The following is a 17482-nucleotide window of genomic DNA, read 5'->3' as shown; positions in this document are numbered from 1 at the left end:
TTTGTTAGTCAGACCTATTTATGCAAAGCATTTTACTAAAGTAGTCCTCAGTCCAAGCGTTATCCCTGATATCACTTCCCCTGAATCTCTTTTTTTCTTGCTCATAAGTATTTCCTGCATTGCAGACCCCTGTTGCCCTCAAATGGGCTGGAAAAAATTACGAGGTAATATGATGTCTAATAAAATGACTGGTTCAGTAAAATGGTTTAACGAATCTAAAGGTTTTGGCTTTATCAGCCCGGCTGATGGCAGCAAAGACGTATTCGTACACTTCTCTGCAATTCAGAGCGACAGCTTCAAAACGCTGTACGAAGGCCAGAAAGTGGAATTCGTTATCGGCAACGGTCCGAAAGGTCCTTCTGCTGAGAACGTAGTAGGGCTGTAATTTCCCGGGTCATCCTCACCGACGATAGCGAAGATGGCGTTAGCCGGAGCAGTGACGTGATGTGATGCCGAGATTAGCCTGAGAACGGCTTCCCCTAGGGGAAGCCGTTTTTTATTTCAGGCGTGAGTTTTATTTCAGGTATGACTGTGCCAGCCTGACACGCTCTTATCCCACCCTCAGCGGCACCCGTACCCGAACGCGGGTAAAGCGTTCCGGTTCGCTGGTAACAGTGATGCCGTAATGATGGCCGTAGCGCGCCTTGATGCGCCGGTCTACCAGATTCATCCCCAGCCCGTCGCTACCGTTGCGGGGGTAATAAGCCCCGGCGTTATCCTCTATCGTGAGCTCCAGCATATTGGCGTGAGTACGGGCGCCAATGCGTAGATAGCCGTTATCCAGCATGTGGGCGATACCGTGCTTGATGGCGTTTTCCACCAGCGGTTGCAGGGAAAAGGCCGGTAATCTGGCCGCCCTGAGCGACGTTGGAACGGCGATTTCCACTGTCAGCAGATTGGCGAAACGGGCCTTTTCAATATCAAGATAGGCGTTGATGTGCTCCAGCTCATCACTGAGCGCGACTTCATCACCGCTGCGTTTGAGGTTTTTACGAAAAAAGGTCGATAGCGACAGCACTAACTGACGGGCCTGATCCGGATTGCGGCGGATAATCGACGATAAGGTATTGAGGGTGTTAAACAGGAAATGGGGGTTCACCTGCGCATGCAGGAGTTTGATTTCGGATTGTGCCAGTAACTGCTTCTGCTGCTCGAAACGACCCGCGAAAATTTGAGCCGACAGCAAATGGCCGATACCTTCCCCCAAGGTGCGGTTTATGCTGGAGAATAACTTGTTTTTCGGTTCATACAGCTTGATGGTGCCGATGACCCGCTGCTCTTCGCCACGCAGTGGGATAACCAGCGTAGACCCCAGTTTGCAGTGTGACGACAGTGGGCAGCAAAACGGTATTTCGTTGCCGTCAGCGTAGACCACCTGATTGCTGTCAATAGCCTGATGGGTATAGGACGATGTAATTAGCGAACCGGCGGTGTGGTGATCGTCGCCGGTGCCGACGAAAGCCAGCAGCTTTTCCCGATCGGTGATGGCGACAGCGCCAACACCCAGTTCTTCATACAAGATCCGGGCCACCCGCAGGCTGGTATCCGGATTAAACCCTTCCCGTAGTACCCCTTCCGCCCGAGCCGCAATCTGCAAGGCGCGAGCGGAAAACGCCGAGGTGTATTTCTCAAACATGGCCCGCCTGTCCAGCAGGATCCGCATAAACATGGCCGCCCCGATACTGTTGGTGATGATCATCGGCAACGCGATGCTCTTAACCAGCGTCAGCGCCTCGTCAAACGGGCGCGACAGCAACAGGATGATGCTCATCTGCACTATTTCCACCAGCAGTGTGACGGCGGCAATAACCAACGGCTGGAACAGCAGATCGATACGGTGGCGACGCAGCATGTAACGGTGCAGCAGGCCACCGGCCAATCCTTCCATGATGGTGGACACCATGCACGCCAGTGCGGTCATACCGCCTAATGAATAGCGGTGCAGGCCACCGGTCAGCCCAACCAGTACGCCGACCGTCGGCCCTCCCAGTACGCCGCCCAGTAGCGCGCCGATGGCGCGGGTATTGGCGATGGAGTCGTCAATATGCAGGCCGAAATAGGTACCGAGAATGCAAAACATGGAAAACGTCAGATAGCAGATCAATTTATGCGGCAGATGAAGGGTAACCTGCGTCAACGGAATGAACAGCGGTGTTTTGCTCAGCAAATACGCGATGACCAGATAGACGCACGTTTGTTGTAGCAATGACAGAATCAAATCGACCTGGCTGACCATCTCCACACACCTCCCTGTTGGATCAAGCAATTCTACGTGTTGTACACCAAGGTAACCCGAACAAGATCAATATTCGCTAACGCTATGATTAATTATTTTTTCTTATGGTTGTCGGGAGTAAAAATTTATCCAATATCTCAAATATTTTCTCTTTTCTTGACTAAGCTGAATCTTAGGCTTACCTGAAGAATACTTAGCAGCGTCAATGATTACTGCGCGGTTGCATCCTTTCAGGTCGGCTCTCTTTTTATGGGGGTCAGGCTGGTTCCTTTTCTGTTATTGACTCAGGGCATTCGCATACCAATAAGAGTGCTGAAGAAGTGACCTGTCTCTTTAACATCTTTACTTTATTCAGATGGTTAATTCAGAGGACGGATGCCATGTCAGGATTTTCCGATCGGAACATCATTAATCTCCTTTTTTCCGGCCATTACGCCGATCCTTTTGCAGTATTGGGTATGCATGTCACATCGTCAGGGCTGGAAGTGCGTGCACTGCTTCCAGACGCCAGTGAAGTTCACGTGGTGGATGTACACAGCGGACGTAAAGTGGCGCACTTACAGTGTCGGGACCCACGCGGTTTTTTCGCTTCAGTGATCCCTCGTCGCAAAAAACCATTCAGCTATCGGCTGGCGGTCACCTGGCAGCAGGAGACGTATGTCATTGATGACCCTTATCGGTTTGGCCCGTTATTGCAGGAGTTGGATATCTGGTTGCTGGCAGAGGGGCGCCATTTACGACCGTTTGAAACACTGGGTGCACATCCGTCCACGCTGGATGGCGTTGAGGGCACCTGTTTTGCCGTCTGGGCACCGAATGCCCAGCGGGTATCAGTGGTGGGCGATTTCAATTTTTGGGATGGGCGTCGCCATCCGATGCGTTTGCGGCGTGAGAACGGCGTGTGGGAGCTGTTTGTCCCAGGTGTTGGGATAGGGCAACTGTACAAATTCGAAATTATCGATTGCTACGGCAATGTGCTGGTGAAATCTGACCCGTATGCCTTTGCCTCACAGATGCGCCCGGATACCGCTTCAGTGGTGAGTGGGCTGCCAACTGCGTTGCCGGTGGATGAGGCGCGGCAATCCGCCAACGATTTGCAGTCGCCGATTTCCATTTACGAAGTGCATCTGGGGTCATGGCGGCGGCATACCGACAACAATTTCTGGCTCAGCTACCGCGAACTGGCGGACCAACTGGTGCCTTATGTGAAAGAGATGGGGTTTACCCACGTTGAGCTGATGCCGGTGCATGAACATCCGTTTGACGGCAGTTGGGGGTATCAGCCATTGGGGCTGTATGCGCCGACCCGCCGTTTCGGCTCACCGGAGGATTTCCGTTATCTCGTCAATGCGTTTCATGAGGCTGGCATCAATGTGCTGCTGGATTGGGTGTCCGGCCATTTCCCAACCGACAGTTACGGCCTGGCGCGGTTTGACGGCACCGCCTTGTACGAATATGCCGACCCGAAAGAGGGTTACCACCAGGACTGGAACACGCTGATTTATAACTTTGACCGTCACGAAGTGCGTAACTATCTGGCGGGTAACGCGCTGTACTGGACCGAACGGTTTGGCGTCGACGGGCTGCGGGTGGACGCGGTGGCGTCGATGATTTACCGGGACTACAGCCGCCGTGACGGCGAATGGGTGCCGAACCACTACGGGGGTAAGGAGAACCTGGAGGCGATCGGTTTTCTGCGTTACACCAACCAAATGCTGGGCCAGCACCATGCCGGTGCGGTCACCATCGCCGAGGAATCTACCGATTATGCCGGGGTGACATTACCGCCGGAACACGGTGGGTTAGGTTTTCACTACAAATGGAACATGGGCTGGATGCATGACTCGTTGGCCTACATGCAACAGGACCCGGTGCATCGCAAATACCACCACGACCTGCTGACCTTCGGCATGTTGTATGCCTATAGCGAGAACTTCGTCCTGCCGCTGTCACACGATGAAGTGGTGCATGGCAAGCGTTCTTTGCTGGACCGGATGCCGGGTGATGCCTGGCAGAAATTTGCCAACCTGCGCGCCTATTACGGTTTCATGTGGGCCTACCCCGGCAAGAAACTGCTGTTTATGGGCTGCGAGTTTGCGCAAGGACGAGAATGGAACCACGACACCAGTCTGGACTGGCATCTGTTGGATGAGCCTGAAGGCTGGCATGCCGGTGTACAGCAACTGGTGCGCGACCTCAACCATTGCTATCGCCAACACCCGCCGCTTTATCAATGCGATTACCTGCATCAGGGATTCGAATGGGTGGTGGTAGACGATCGCGAGAATTCGGTCTTCGCTTTTATCCGGCGCGATGCTGACGGCAATGAAATGCTGATTATCAGCAACTTTACGCCGGTGCCGAGGGACGGATATCGCGTCGGTATCAATCAGCCGGGGCAATGGCGTGAAGTGCTGAATACTGACTCCATGCATTATCACGGCAGCAATATTGGCAATCAGGGACTGGTACGCAGTGAAGCGGTCGGCAGCCATTCCCGGCCACAATCGCTGGTATTAACACTGCCGCCGCTCTCCACCCTGTATCTGGTGAGGGAGGCGTAATGGTTGAACTGCTGGCGGGTCGTCCCCGACCGTTAGGCTCTTATTTCGATGGCGAAGGGGTGAACTTTGCGTTGTTCTCTTCCGGAGCCTCGAAGGTGGAATTGTGTATTTTTGACGGCCTGCGGGAACAACGCCTGCCGCTGACGGCCCGTACCGGCGATATCTGGCACGGTTATCTGCCGGATGCCCAGCCAGGCTTGTGTTACGGCTACCGTGTCGATGGTGTGTTCGACCCGAAACGCGGCCTGCGTTTCAATGCCAGGAAACTGTTGCTTGACCCCTGCGCCCGCCAGATGGATGGCTGGGTGGTGGATGATGAGCGACTGCACGGCGGTTATGACTACCCTGATGCCGCGGACAGCGCTGAAGTGATGCCACGCAGCGTTGTGGTGGATGAACGTTACGACTGGCAGGGCGATGCCTTTCCGCGCACGCCCTGGCATCACACCGTATTGTACGAAGCGCATGTGCGTGGGTTGACCCGACGCCACCCACGCATTCCTGCATCGATACGCGGCACCTACGCTGCGCTGGCGCACCCTGTGATGCTGGAGTACCTGACGCAACTGGGTGTGACCGCGCTGGAGTTGATGCCTGTCCAGCAGCATGCCGACGAGCCCCGTTTGCAATCGATGGGATTGCGCAATTACTGGGGTTACAACACGCTGCTACCGTTCGCGGTGGACAGCAGCCTGGCAGCGGGGGATGACCCGCTCAACGAATTCCGTGACGCGGTGCGGGCGCTGCATAAAGCCGGCATCGAGGTGATTTTGGATGTGGTGTTTAATCACAGCGCAGAGCTGGACGTAGACGGCCCTACGCTGTCGCTGCGCGGCATTGATAATACCAGTTACTACTGGTTAACCGGGGAGGGCGATTATTACAACTGGGCGGGATGCGGCAACGTGTTGCGGCTGGATAGCCCGGCGGTGTTGCAGTGGGTGATTGAGTGCCTGAAGTTCTGGCATGAAACCTGCCATGTGGATGGCTTCCGTTTTGATCTGGCGACGATTTTGGGGCGTTCGCCGGATTTTTCTTCTTCGGCCCCGTTCTTTACCGCGCTGCGTAACCACCGTTCGCTGCGCGAGTGCAAACTGATCGCCGAGCCCTGGGATATTGGTCCCGGCGGCTACCAACTGGGCCAGTTTCCTGCGTTGTTCGCCGAGTGGAACGACCGTTTTCGGGACGATATGCGCCGTTTCTGGTTACTCGGCGATATGCCTGTCGGGGTATTTGCCCGCCGTTTCGCCGCCTCCAGCGAGGTATTTGAGCGTAATGGGCGCTTGCCCTGGGCGTCAGTCAACATGTTGACCTCCCATGACGGTTTTACCCTGCGGGATCTGGTGTGCTTTAACCACAAGCATAACGAAGCCAACGGGGAACAAAACCGTGATGGCTCCAACAGCAATTTCAGCTTCAACCACGGGACGGAAGGGCTGGAGGCGGATGACGCTACACAGGCGCGGCGACGAGCCAGCCAACAGGCGCTGCTGACGACACTGCTGTTGTCGCAGGGCACGCCGATGCTGCTGGCTGGCGATGAATTCGGTAACAGCCAGCAGGGCAACAATAACGCGTATTGCCAGGATAACGCGCTGGCCTGGTTGCATTGGGATCAGGCGGATACCGATTTGCTCGCGTTTACCGCAGGCCTGATCCGCCTGCGCCGTGCTATTCCCGCGTTGCGCAAAGCCGCATGGTGGCGTGACGGCGGAAACGACGTTCAGTGGCTGAATGCGCAGGGAGAGCCGCTGACGCCATACGAATGGGAGCAGGGGGCACATCAGTTACAAATCCAGCTTTCCGAACGCTGGTTGCTATTGCTCAACGCCACGACGCAGACGAGTGAGTTTTCGCTTCCCGCAGGGGAGTGGCGGGTTTCGCCCCCCTTTAGCGCGGCTGACCATCCGCTCAAAGGACGGGTTTGGCATGGGCAGGCGAATGCGGTGTGCGTACTGGTAAAACAATAAAAAAGGAGTCTGACATGGTGAGTACTGACAAACACGATCCCCTGATGCTGGCCAGACAGTTGCCCTTGAAATCTGTTGCGCTGATTTTGGCGGGCGGGCGTGGAACCCGGCTGAAAGATTTAACGGCGCACCGTGCCAAACCCGCGGTGCACTTTGGCGGTAAATACCGGATTATCGATTTTGCCCTTTCTAATTGCCTGAATTCCGGCATCCGCCGGATTGGCGTGATTACCCAGTATCAGTCGCACACGCTGGTGCAGCATATTCAGCGCGGCTGGTCGTTCCTGAATATCGAGATGAATGAATTTGTCGATTTGCTGCCCGCTCAGCAACGGCATGATGAAAACGATCACTGGTACCGCGGCACCGCTGATGCCGTATGCCACAACCTGGATATTATCCGGCGCTATGGGGCGGAATACGTCGTGATTCTGGCCGGTGACCATATCTATAAAATGGACTATTCCCGCATGCTGCTGGACCACGTGGAGAATGGCGCGGAGTGTTCGGTCGCGTGTATTCCGGTGCCTATCAAAGAAGCACACGCTTTTGGCGTGATGAGCGTGGATAAAGACAACCGCATTATCAGTTTCGACGAGAAACCCGCCAACCCGGCACCGATGCCGGATAACCCCGATATGGCGCTGGCCAGTATGGGGATCTACGTTTTCAACGCCAAATACCTGTACCGGCGGCTGGAGGAGGATGTGTGCACCTCTGATTCCAGCCATGATTTCGGCAAGGACCTGATCCCAAAAATCGTGGCGGAAGGGAATGCCTGGGCGCATCCCTTCACCCTCTCCTGCGTGACGTCGTCGGACAACGCGCCGCCGTACTGGCGGGATGTGGGCACGCTGGAAGCCTACTGGCGCGCCAACCTTGACCTGGCATCGGTGATGCCGGAACTGGACATGTACGATCATAACTGGCCGATTCGCTCGGCGATGGCGGCGTTACCGCCCGCCAAGTTCGTCCAGGACCGCTCCGGCAGCCATGGCTTGACCATGAATTCGCTGGTGTCTGGCGGGTGCATTGTGTCCGGCTCGGTGGTCACGCATTCGGTACTGTTCCCTCGGGTGCGTATCAACTCCTTTTGCAGCATCGATTCATCGGTGTTGTTGCCGGATGTCAACGTTGGACGCTCATGCCGCTTGCATCGTTGCATCATCGATCGCGCCTGCGATATTCCGGAAGGCATGGTGATTGGCGAGAACGCTGAGGATGACAGCCGTCGTTTTTATCGTTCTGAAGAGGGCATTGTGCTGGTGACGCGTGCCATGTTGGCGAAGCTCAAGTCCTGACCTGATTGTGTACCCGGCCGTAACGGGCCGACGGATTGATGCTGCCCACGTGTGGGGCGTGGGTGGTGGAATGGGAGACAAAATGCGGGTATTACACGTGTGTTCAGAGCTATTCCCCTTGCTGAAAACCGGGGGACTGGCGGATGTGGTGGGCGCGTTGCCCGGTGCGCAGATAGCCGCGGGGATGGATGTACGCGTGCTGTTGCCGGCGTTTCCCGACCTGAAAAAGGGTATCCCGGACGCGCAGGTGGTACGGGAACTGGATACGTTTGGCGGTCATGTCACGCTGCGTTACGGCCATTACAACGGGGTGGGCATCTACCTGATCGATGTCCCGCACCTGTATGAGCGGGCGGGCAGCCCGTATCACGATACGTCGTTATTCGCCTATACGGACAATGTCTTGCGCTTTGGCTTGTTGGGCTGGATGGGGGCGGAAATGGCCAACGGCGTGGATCCGTTCTGGCGGCCAGACATCGTTCATGCCCATGACTGGCATGCCGGGCTTGCCTGTGCGTATCTGGCGGCGAAAGGTCGACCGGCAAAATCGGTGTTTACCGTCCATAATCTGGCTTATCAGGGATTATTTGATGCCCGTCACATGTCGGAGTTGCGCTTGCCGCCGGAATACTTCCACATGTACGGGCTGGAGTTTTACGGTCAAATCTCGTACCTCAAGGCCGGGCTGTATTATGCGGATCATGTCACTACCGTCAGCCCGACCTATGCCCATGAAATCACTCAGGCTGAGTATGGCTACGGGCTGGAGGGGCTACTGAAGTCGCGCGAGGAGGAGGGGCGTCTGTCCGGTATCCTCAACGGGGTGGATGATGAGATCTGGAACCCGGCACACGATGCGTTGCTAACCGCCACCTATAGCCGCGATGAGCTGGCGCGCAAAGCGGAAAACAAGCGGCATTTGCAAACAGCCATGGGACTCAAGGTGGATGACCGTGTGCCGGTGTTCGCCATCGTCAGCCGCCTGACCAGCCAAAAGGGGCTGGATATCGCCTTGCAGGCCGTGCCGGATTTGCTGGAACAAGGTGGACAACTGGTGGTGTTGGGAGCAGGCGATGCCACCTTACAGGAAGGTTTTCTGGCGGCGGCGGCGGAGTATCACGGCCGCGTCGGCGTACAGATTGGTTATCACGAAGCGTTTTCGCACCGCATCATTGGCGGCGCGGATGTGATTATGGTTCCTAGTCGGTTCGAACCCTGCGGGTTGACCCAGTTATACGGCCTGAAATACGGCACGTTACCGCTGGTCAGACGCACCGGTGGACTGGCGGATACCGTGGCAGATTGCTCGCTGGAAAATCTGGCTGATGGCCTGGCGAGCGGTTTTGTGTTCAGCGATTGTAATACCGCGTCGCTGTCGCGGGCGATTCGTCGGGTCTTTGTGTTGTGGTCGCGCCCTTCGCTTTGGCGTTATGTACAACGTCAGGCAATGGCAATGGATTTTAGTTGGCAGGTCGCTGCCCAGGCCTATCGTGCGCTTTATCAACGTCTTTGGTAGTACGCATCAGTGGGAATGACATTATGAACTCTCCATTTATCTACAACTCACCTACGCTCAGCGTAGACGCGTTGAAACACTCCATCGCCTATAAGCTGATGTTTACCGTCGGCAAGGATCCCAGCATTGCCAGTAAGCATGACTGGCTGAATGCCGCGGTACTGGCGGTGCGGGACCGTATGGTCGAGCGCTGGCTGCGTTCTAATCGTGCACAGTTATCACAGGATGTTCGGCAGGTTTATTACCTGTCGATGGAATTCCTGCTGGGGCGCACACTGTCCAACGCGTTGCTGGCGATGGGTATGTTTGACGACCTGCGTGATGCGCTGGAAGCGATGGGCCTTGACCTGAACGAGTTGCTGGAAGAAGAAGACGACCCGGCATTGGGCAACGGGGGTCTTGGTCGTCTGGCGGCCTGTTTTCTCGACTCGCTCGCCACCATGGCGCTGCCGGGACGGGGTTACGGTATTCGTTATGAATACGGCATGTTCCGGCAAAATATCGTCGACGGAAAGCAGGCGGAGTCACCGGATTACTGGCTGGAGTACGGTAATCCGTGGGAATTCGTGCGTCACAGCACCCGCTATAAAGTGCGGTTTGGCGGCCGAATTCAGCAGGAGGGGAGCAAAACCCGCTGGCTGGAAACGGAGGAAATCATCGCCTGCGCCTATGACCAGATAATCCCTGGTTTTGATACCGACGCCACCAACACCTTGCGTCTATGGGCGGCGCAGGCCAGTAACGAAATCAATCTCGGTAAATTTAATCAGGGCGACTATTTCGCGGCGGTAGAAGATAAAAACCACTCCGAAAACGTGTCGCGCGTACTCTACCCCGATGACTCCACCTATTCCGGCCGCGAACTGCGTTTACGTCAGGAATACTTTTTGGTGTCTGCCACGGTACAGGACATCCTTAGCCGTCACTGGACGATGCATAAAACCTACGCCAATCTGGCGGAGAAATTTGCTATCCACCTTAACGATACCCATCCGGTATTGGCGATCCCTGAGTTAATGCGGCTGTTGATCGATGAGCACAAGTTCAAGTGGGATGTGGCTTGGGATGTGGTCACCAAGGTGTTCTCCTACACCAACCATACCCTGATGGGGGAAGCGCTGGAAACCTGGCCGGTCGACATGATGGGCAAAATCCTGCCGCGCCATCTGCAACTGATTTTTGAAATCAACGACCGCTTTCTGGACGAAGTGCAAGAGCGTTTCCCCAACGATGTCGACCTACTCAAACGGGTATCGATCATTGATGAAGAACACGGCCGTAAGGTGCGCATGGCGTGGTTGGCGGTGATCTGTAGCCATAAGGTGAACGGGGTGTCCCAGTTGCACACCGACCTGATGGTGCAATCGCTGTTCGCCGATTTCGCCCGGGTTTATCCGGAGCGGTTCTGTAACAAAACCAACGGTGTGACGCCACGGCGCTGGCTGGCGCTGGCAAACCGCCCACTGTCGAAAGTGTTGGATGAAACCATCGGTAAGACCTGGCGTACCGATTTGAGCCAACTGGCTGACCTGAAACCGCACATTGATTACCCGGCTTTCCTGCAGAAAGTGCGTAAAGCCAAGCAGGAAAATAAATTACGGCTGGCGGTCTACATTGCCCAGCATCTGGATATCGTGGTTGACCCTAACGCGCTGTTTGACGTGCAGATTAAGCGTATTCATGAGTATAAGCGCCAGTTGCTCAATGTGTTGCACCTGATCACGCTCTATAACCGCATTAAGGATGACCCGGATCTGGACCGCGTACCGCGCGTCGCCATTTTCGCCGGTAAGGCGGCCTCCGCGTACTACATGGCCAAACACATTATTCATTTGATCAATGATGTGGCCAGTGTGGTCAACAACGATCCGGCGGTGAAAGACAAACTGAAGATTGTGTTCATCCCGAATTACGGCGTTAGCCTGGCGCAAATCATTATTCCGGCGGCGGACCTGTCGGAGCAGATCTCGCTGGCCGGTACCGAGGCCTCTGGCACCAGTAACATGAAGTTTGCGCTCAATGGTGCACTGACCATCGGTACGCTGGACGGTGCCAACGTCGAAATGCGTGAGCGGGTTGGGGAAGAGAATATCTTTATCTTTGGTAATACGACGGAGCAGGTAGAGGAATTACGTCGCAACGGTTACAACCCGCGCGAGTTCTACAATCAGGATGAGGAATTGCACCGGGTACTGACGCAGATAGCGACCGGGGTATTCAGCCCGGACGAGCCGCGTCGTTATGCTGACCTGTTTGATTCACTGGTCAATTTCGGTGATCACTATCAGTTGCTGGCGGATTACCGCAGTTATGTGGACAGCCAGGACCGGGTAGATGAAGTGTATTGCGATGAGGATGAATGGACGCGTCGCACATTGCACAACATTGCCAATATGGGCTATTTCTCTTCCGATCGTACGATTCAGGAATACGCCGACGAGATTTGGCACATCAAGCCAATACGGTTGTAGACAAACAGCGCTGTCGTTTTGTTATTGGCGATTTATGTTGGAGTAGCATGAGGTTTCGTGCTTGATGACATCCGTTATCCCTTTGCGGCATCATCGCATGCACGACAAGGAGAGGCTCAAACGCCGCCTCTCCTTGACCTCTGGCTAAGGGCTAAACTGTGCCGCTACGCGGTACCTTCGGCAAGCGTCTTCGCTGTTCGGGCCGCCCGTGACGCGTTTCAGACGCGGCACGGGCTTTCGCCGCGTCCATGCGGCTCACCCGGCGAATCCGCTCGCCTCAGCACAGTTTTTGACGCCGAATCCCCTTCGTTTGGATTGAGTGGGACCACAGCTACGACTTCCATGAGGAAGCCGTTTTTCTTTAGTATTAACCGGCTTTGGCTAACTGGCTGCGGTAGCTGACCAGCCAGTCGGCGACACGCTGGCGTTGTGCGTCGTCCAGCCACATGCCGAGCTTGGTGCGACGCCAGATAGCGTCTTCCAGCGTGACAACCCATTCATGTTCCACCAGATAACGTAACTCGGCTTCGTACAGGTTATGGCCGAAATGTTCGCCCAGGTCGCTTAAGGATTGGGCGTTGCCGAGGATTTTCTCGCTCTGGCTGCCGTAAGTGCGGCTGTAACGACGTGCCAGCGCTTCCGGCAGATTGTAACGGCGGCGCAATGTCGCGGCGTAATCTTCGCGGCTGCCACTGATATCACCACCGGGCAGAATGGCGTTACGGGTCCACGCTTGTCCGGCTTGCGGGTAGTATTTCACCAGTTTTTCCAGTGCGTGTTCCGCCAACTTACGGTAGGTGGTCAGCTTGCCGCCGAATACGGACAGCAGCGGTGCCTTACCGTTTTCATCCGCAACAGACAAGGTGTAGTCGCGGGTGATAGCCTGCGGTGAATCGGATTCGTCGTCGCACAACGGGCGCACACCCGAATACGTCCAGACGATATCGTCACGTGTCAGCTGCTTTTTGAAATGGTCGTTATACACATCCAGCAGGTAACGAATTTCGTTGTCGTCGATCTTCACCTGATGCGGATCGCCGTGGTATTCCACATCGGTGGTGCCGATGATGGAGAATTCATCCTGCCACGGAATCACAAACACAATACGATTGTCTTTATTTTGCAGAATGTAGGCCTGCTCTTCCTGATGGACGCGCGGCACGACGATATGACTGCCTTTAATCAGACGAATGCCATACGGTGATGGCAGCGCCAGACCGTCGTCAAAGAACTGGCGTACCCACGGGCCGGTTGCGTTAACCAGGCCTTTTGCCTGCCAGCGGTGGGTTTCACCACTGAGAGTATCTTCGGCTTCGACGATCCACAGGCCGTTTTCGCGGTGGGCGCGGGTCACTTTCATGCGGGTTTTCACCTCGCCGCCACGGCGCACCACTTCCTGCGCGTTCAGCACCACCAGACGGGCATCGTCCACCCAGCAATCGGAATATTCGAAACCGCGCGTCAGCTCGGGTTTTAACACCGATTCACGGCCGAATCGCAGCCCGTGGCTGGACGGCAGGCTGACACGTTTGCCCAGATGGTCATACATGAACAGACCGGCGCGGATCATCCAGGCCGGGCGCAAATGCGGCTGGTGCGGCAGGCGAAAACGCATCGGGAAAATGATGTGTGGTGCCATTTTCAGCAACACTTCGCGTTCAGACAACGCTTCCCCCACCAGCCGGAACTCGTAGTGTTCCAGATAGCGCAGGCCGCCGTGAATCAGCTTGGAACTGGCGGAAGAGGTCGCACAGGCCAGATCCTGCGCTTCCAGCAGCAGGACGGACAGCCCGCGCCCGGCGGCATCTGCTGCGATGCCCGTGCCGTTAATGCCTCCGCCGATCACGATCAGATCTTGGGTTTTCACGTTTTCTCCTCCGCTACGTCAAACGCCGCCATGGTCGGCCGTTGAAAGTTAAAATGTTCGTTTTCGCTCACGATATTAATCGAAAACAAACATGTTAGCCAAGCGTTAACCAATTAAAAACATTTGCGCGTGATACAGCTAACAGTTTCGCGCCTGATTTGATTGAAAATAGTCCTGCTGAGTCGGCTTATGCCGTCACGATACCTGCGTGAGCGCGCGATATCCCTGTGCTTTGTCCGGTCTATCCGTACGGTGGGTGGGTTACAATGCCGACAATGTCAGGCAAAGCCGTTGATAACCCTTTTTTAACCCCGAGTTTTCACCACGAACCATGAGGCAGGCAATGGAGCAGTTTGAGGCAATCGATATTGAGCAGGCGTATCAGCGCTGGCAGCAAGGCCAGGCGTTGGTTGATATTCGTGACCCGCAGAGTTTCGGTGCGGCGCATGTACCGGGGTCAACCCACCTGACCAATGAAACCTTGTCAGATTTTGTGCGCGGTGCGGATTTTGAACAGCCGGTGATGGTGATGTGTTATCACGGCATCAGTAGCCGTAATGCGGCGAATTACCTGATAAGCCTGGGTTTTGAGGCGGTATACAGCGTGGATGGTGGCTTCGATGCCTGGCAAAATCGCTTCCCGCAGGATGTCGCGGCAGGGTAATGCTGAACCGGTATGGTGCCTGACGCGCCATACCGGTTGTTGTCATCTGTTTATAAACCCGACTGTCTATAAACTGTCAGGTTTCAAACTGTTATCGGTTTCTTAACGAACAAGCCGTAGCTCAACGCACCCAGCATCAGCAAGCCTGCACCCAGGAAGAAAACATTGGTGAACACTCCTGTGGCATCCAAAATCACGCCGGTGATGATGGGAGCACTGGCCGCGCCGAGAAAACCACCGAAGTTCTGAATTGCCCCGAGTGACGCCACCTGCTCTTTAGGCGCAATGTCGGTCGCCAGTGTCCAGATAACGCCGGAAGGCAGCTGTGAGCAGAAATACCCCAACGACAGCAGCAGGATAGACAGCGAGGTGTTGCTGACAAACGGGATCGGTGCAACAAAGCAGGCCGCCAGTGCCGCCCCCATGACGATCGGAATTTTACGGGCGGTAATGGTGTTGACGCCGCGACGAATCAGACGATCAGAGATAGCCCCACCGCACAGCACGCCGAGAATACCGGCGAGGAACGGGATCGAGGCGATCCAACCGGTTTGTTTCAGCGTAAAGCCAAGGGATTTTTCCAGATAACCCGGCAGCCAGGTCAGGTAAACCCAGATGGTGAACATGATGGAGAAATTACCCAGAATCATGAACCAGGTGGTTTTATGGCGGAACAGTGCACCCCAGCCTTGCTGGTTTTTTGCCGCTTCATGGCTGGGCGCTGCTGTCGCTGCGGTGTCGGCATGAATGTCACGCTCTTCGGCCGCGGTCGGTTCGCGATAAAACTTCAGCCAGACCAACAGCAACGGAATGCCAGCCAGACCAATGGCAATAAACATGCCGCGCCAGCCCATTGTCAGCAGCAACACCGTCAGGATTGGCGGTGCAACGGCGTTGGCAATTTGCGAGCCGGTATTGATGATGGCGGTTGGCAGGCCGCGCTCGCGGGCGGAAAACCAGCGATGGGTAATTTTAATGCCTGAAGTAAAGAAGGGCGACTCGGCTATCCCCAGCAACATGCGCAATCCATAAAACATGGAATAGCCGTTGATGAACCCGGCCAGCACGGTAAAGGTGGACCATAGCCCGACTGCGCCGGAGAACATCTTTTTCGGCCCCAGTTTATCTACCAGCCAGCCGGCCGGCAGGTTAGCGAGTGCGTAAGGCCACAGGAAGGCCGACAGCAGCATCCCCATCTGGGTAGCGCTAAAACCGAATTCTTTGGCGATGGTGGTATTGGCAATACTTAAGTTGGCGCGGTCGAGGTAATTGATAACCGCCGCCATCAACAGAATGAAAATGATCCCCCAACGTAAGCGGGTAATCGGCGAGGCAGGGATAACCCTATTGTCTTGTAAGGCAGAAGTGGTATTTTTCATAATAATCAGCAATCCGTAAATAAACTGATGTGAATTTTAATAACTGCTTTTCGAATAAAAGAGGGACCATTGCTTTGGCAACATGGCCGATGTAGATCTTCTGGAAAGAAAACGGCAAACATGCCTGGTGTTAGTGAAATAAAACTTTCGTTTTGAGTCTCACGATAAAAAACAATATCGTGCTGCTCGCTTTTATCTTCAATCACGGTATTACGACGGCTACCTCGTGCAACGCCGATAGTTTCTTCTCCCTGTAATAAATATTGAATATCGACATACTGGAAATGCGATTCTGCCAGCCTGTCCGCGGCTGGTTCGGTGGTGAACTCCTGTAATAGACAGAACATCTTTCCGGGGATAATGTCATATTTACCGGTCGCCATAACGGCGAAATCGGTGGTAGAGATATAATCGATGGCCTGGTGAATAATCGGATGTAACGCGTATTTTTCCTGAGCCCAGTCTTGTTGATCGCAAATAATCATAGAGGGTTATTCCTGGTGAGCGACAAGGTTGTGTCATTAAACCGGCAGGGGGGATATTTCCACCTGCCGGACAATACGCCGGTAAAAAAGTGACGTTATCGTTATTGGATTTTTTGTTGGTAATGCTCTGTTCCCTGGCGGATCTGATCGAGGATCACCGACAAGGCCCAGAATTTTTCCAGCACATTATCGCTGGTGACCCGGCAGTTATCGTGCTCGAAAGTCCCCAGACGCTGGTGGTAAATCTTGGCGTTTTTGGGGTAGCCCAACGTTTCGGTCACTGCCGCCAGTGACAGGAAGGTCGCCAGTTCCTGCGCCAGTTCTGGTTGCTGCTGGCTTTGGGAATAAAGCCACTGATAGAGCTCCGGGTGGAAATTGGTGAACACACCGCTAAAGCCTTTGGAACCGGCGCGCATTGCCGGAAACGCGATGGCGGCGTTGGCGTTGATGATGTTCAGCGGTGTGCCTGCCGTGAGTTTCACCCGACGTTCTACCGTTGGCAGGTCGCAGCTCACGTCTTTGAGTACCACAAAGCGGCCGCTGTTGGCGCAGTGCATCAACTCTTCATCGGTTAACAGTCGGCGATACGGTGCCGGGCACTCGTACAGGCCGAGCGGCAACGTCGCAGGCAGGGATGCCAGCAAGGTCTCCAGCGTCTCAAAGAACGTCGCCGATCCCTGGTTTTTCGGGTCCAGATGGTTGGTGACCAACACCAGTGCGTCGATGCCGGTTTCCGCCATCGCCTGCAATTCGGCTATCTGGTCATTGATGTCGTCGCTGATGTGACCGGATGCGATAACCGGTATGCGCCCTGCAACCTGTTCGACAACGAAACGCGCCAGGCTCACGCGCTCCTCCAGGCTGAGAAACAGCATTTCGCTGGACTGACAGACGGCGAACAGTGCGTCCACGCCTTTGTCCAGATACCAGTCGATCAGCTTCGCCAGACCGGGGTAGTCTATTTCATTTCTGGTGTTAAACGGGGTCAGCATGACGGGAACGATGCCTTCGATGCTTTTCATTCTCTTT

The 17482-nt window shown here is 55.1% G+C and carries 12 protein-coding genes; 7 read left to right on the top strand and 5 right to left on the bottom strand.

What is annotated here, in order from left to right:
• Window positions 1-172 precede the first annotated feature (172 nt).
• On the top strand, window positions 173-385 hold the full coding sequence (cspE, locus tag DD586_RS19115) for a transcription antiterminator/RNA stability regulator CspE (protein ID WP_012768004.1): 213 nt from the start codon (window positions 173-175) through the stop codon (window positions 383-385).
• A 165-nt stretch (window positions 386-550) separates the two neighbouring features.
• Here cspE and DD586_RS19110 read toward each other — a convergent pair whose 3' ends face one another.
• Complete coding sequence (locus DD586_RS19110) at window positions 551-2236, bottom strand: sensor histidine kinase (RefSeq protein WP_012886444.1); 1686 nt, start codon at window positions 2234-2236, stop codon at window positions 551-553.
• A gap of 380 nt (window positions 2237-2616) precedes the next feature.
• On the opposite strand from DD586_RS19110, the gene glgB reads away from it, so the two are divergent.
• The 5 genes from glgB to glgP all read left to right on the top strand — a co-directional run bounded on the left by glgB (window position 2617) and on the right by glgP (window position 12058).
• Entirely contained in the window at window positions 2617-4800 is a 2184-nt protein-coding gene (gene glgB / locus DD586_RS19105) for a 1,4-alpha-glucan branching protein GlgB (RefSeq protein ID WP_012886443.1), read from the top strand.
• Complete coding sequence (glgX, locus tag DD586_RS19100) at window positions 4800-6770, top strand: glycogen debranching protein GlgX (RefSeq protein WP_012886442.1); 1971 nt, start codon at window positions 4800-4802, stop codon at window positions 6768-6770. Before glgB ends, glgX begins: the two co-directional genes overlap by 1 nt.
• Window positions 6771-6784: 14 nt before the next feature.
• On the top strand, window positions 6785-8071 hold the full coding sequence (glgC, locus tag DD586_RS19095; RefSeq protein WP_012886441.1) for a glucose-1-phosphate adenylyltransferase: 1287 nt from the start codon (window positions 6785-6787) through the stop codon (window positions 8069-8071).
• A gap of 82 nt (window positions 8072-8153) precedes the next feature.
• Complete coding sequence (glgA, locus tag DD586_RS19090) at window positions 8154-9587, top strand: glycogen synthase GlgA (RefSeq protein WP_012886440.1); 1434 nt, start codon at window positions 8154-8156, stop codon at window positions 9585-9587.
• A gap of 23 nt (window positions 9588-9610) precedes the next feature.
• Complete coding sequence (glgP, locus tag DD586_RS19085; protein WP_012886439.1) at window positions 9611-12058, top strand: glycogen phosphorylase; 2448 nt, start codon at window positions 9611-9613, stop codon at window positions 12056-12058.
• A 367-nt stretch (window positions 12059-12425) separates the two neighbouring features.
• Here glgP and glpD read toward each other — a convergent pair whose 3' ends face one another.
• The gene (gene glpD, locus DD586_RS19080; RefSeq protein WP_012886438.1) at window positions 12426-13925 is read right to left on the bottom strand and encodes a glycerol-3-phosphate dehydrogenase; all 1500 of its coding nucleotides are present in this window, start codon (window positions 13923-13925) and stop codon (window positions 12426-12428) included.
• A 343-nt stretch (window positions 13926-14268) separates the two neighbouring features.
• Between glpD and glpE the strand changes: the two genes are divergently transcribed.
• Window positions 14269-14589, top strand: coding sequence for a thiosulfate sulfurtransferase GlpE (gene glpE / locus DD586_RS19075; protein WP_012886437.1), 321 nt, complete (start codon window positions 14269-14271; stop codon window positions 14587-14589).
• A gap of 83 nt (window positions 14590-14672) precedes the next feature.
• Here the strand turns inward: glpE and DD586_RS19070 are convergent, their stop codons facing one another.
• The 3 genes from DD586_RS19070 to DD586_RS19060 form a co-directional block, all read right to left on the bottom strand.
• Window positions 14673-15968 carry an MFS transporter gene (locus DD586_RS19070; RefSeq protein ID WP_012886436.1) on the bottom strand — a complete coding sequence of 432 codons (1296 nt, stop codon included), beginning with the start codon at window positions 15966-15968 and terminating at the stop codon, window positions 14673-14675.
• Window positions 15969-15973: 5 nt separating this feature from the next.
• Window positions 15974-16453 carry a YhcH/YjgK/YiaL family protein gene (locus DD586_RS19065; RefSeq protein WP_012886435.1) on the bottom strand — a complete coding sequence of 160 codons (480 nt, stop codon included), beginning with the start codon at window positions 16451-16453 and terminating at the stop codon, window positions 15974-15976.
• A gap of 101 nt (window positions 16454-16554) precedes the next feature.
• Window positions 16555-17475 carry a dihydrodipicolinate synthase family protein gene (locus DD586_RS19060; protein ID WP_012886434.1) on the bottom strand — a complete coding sequence of 307 codons (921 nt, stop codon included), beginning with the start codon at window positions 17473-17475 and terminating at the stop codon, window positions 16555-16557.
• Window positions 17476-17482: the final 7 nt, after the last annotated feature.

The organism is Dickeya parazeae Ech586, from assembly GCF_000025065.1.
Classification (GTDB): Bacteria; Pseudomonadota; Gammaproteobacteria; order Enterobacterales; family Enterobacteriaceae; genus Dickeya; species Dickeya zeae.
The sequence above is the reverse complement of the archived record's forward strand: the minus strand, read 5'-3'. Positions and strand labels throughout refer to the sequence as shown.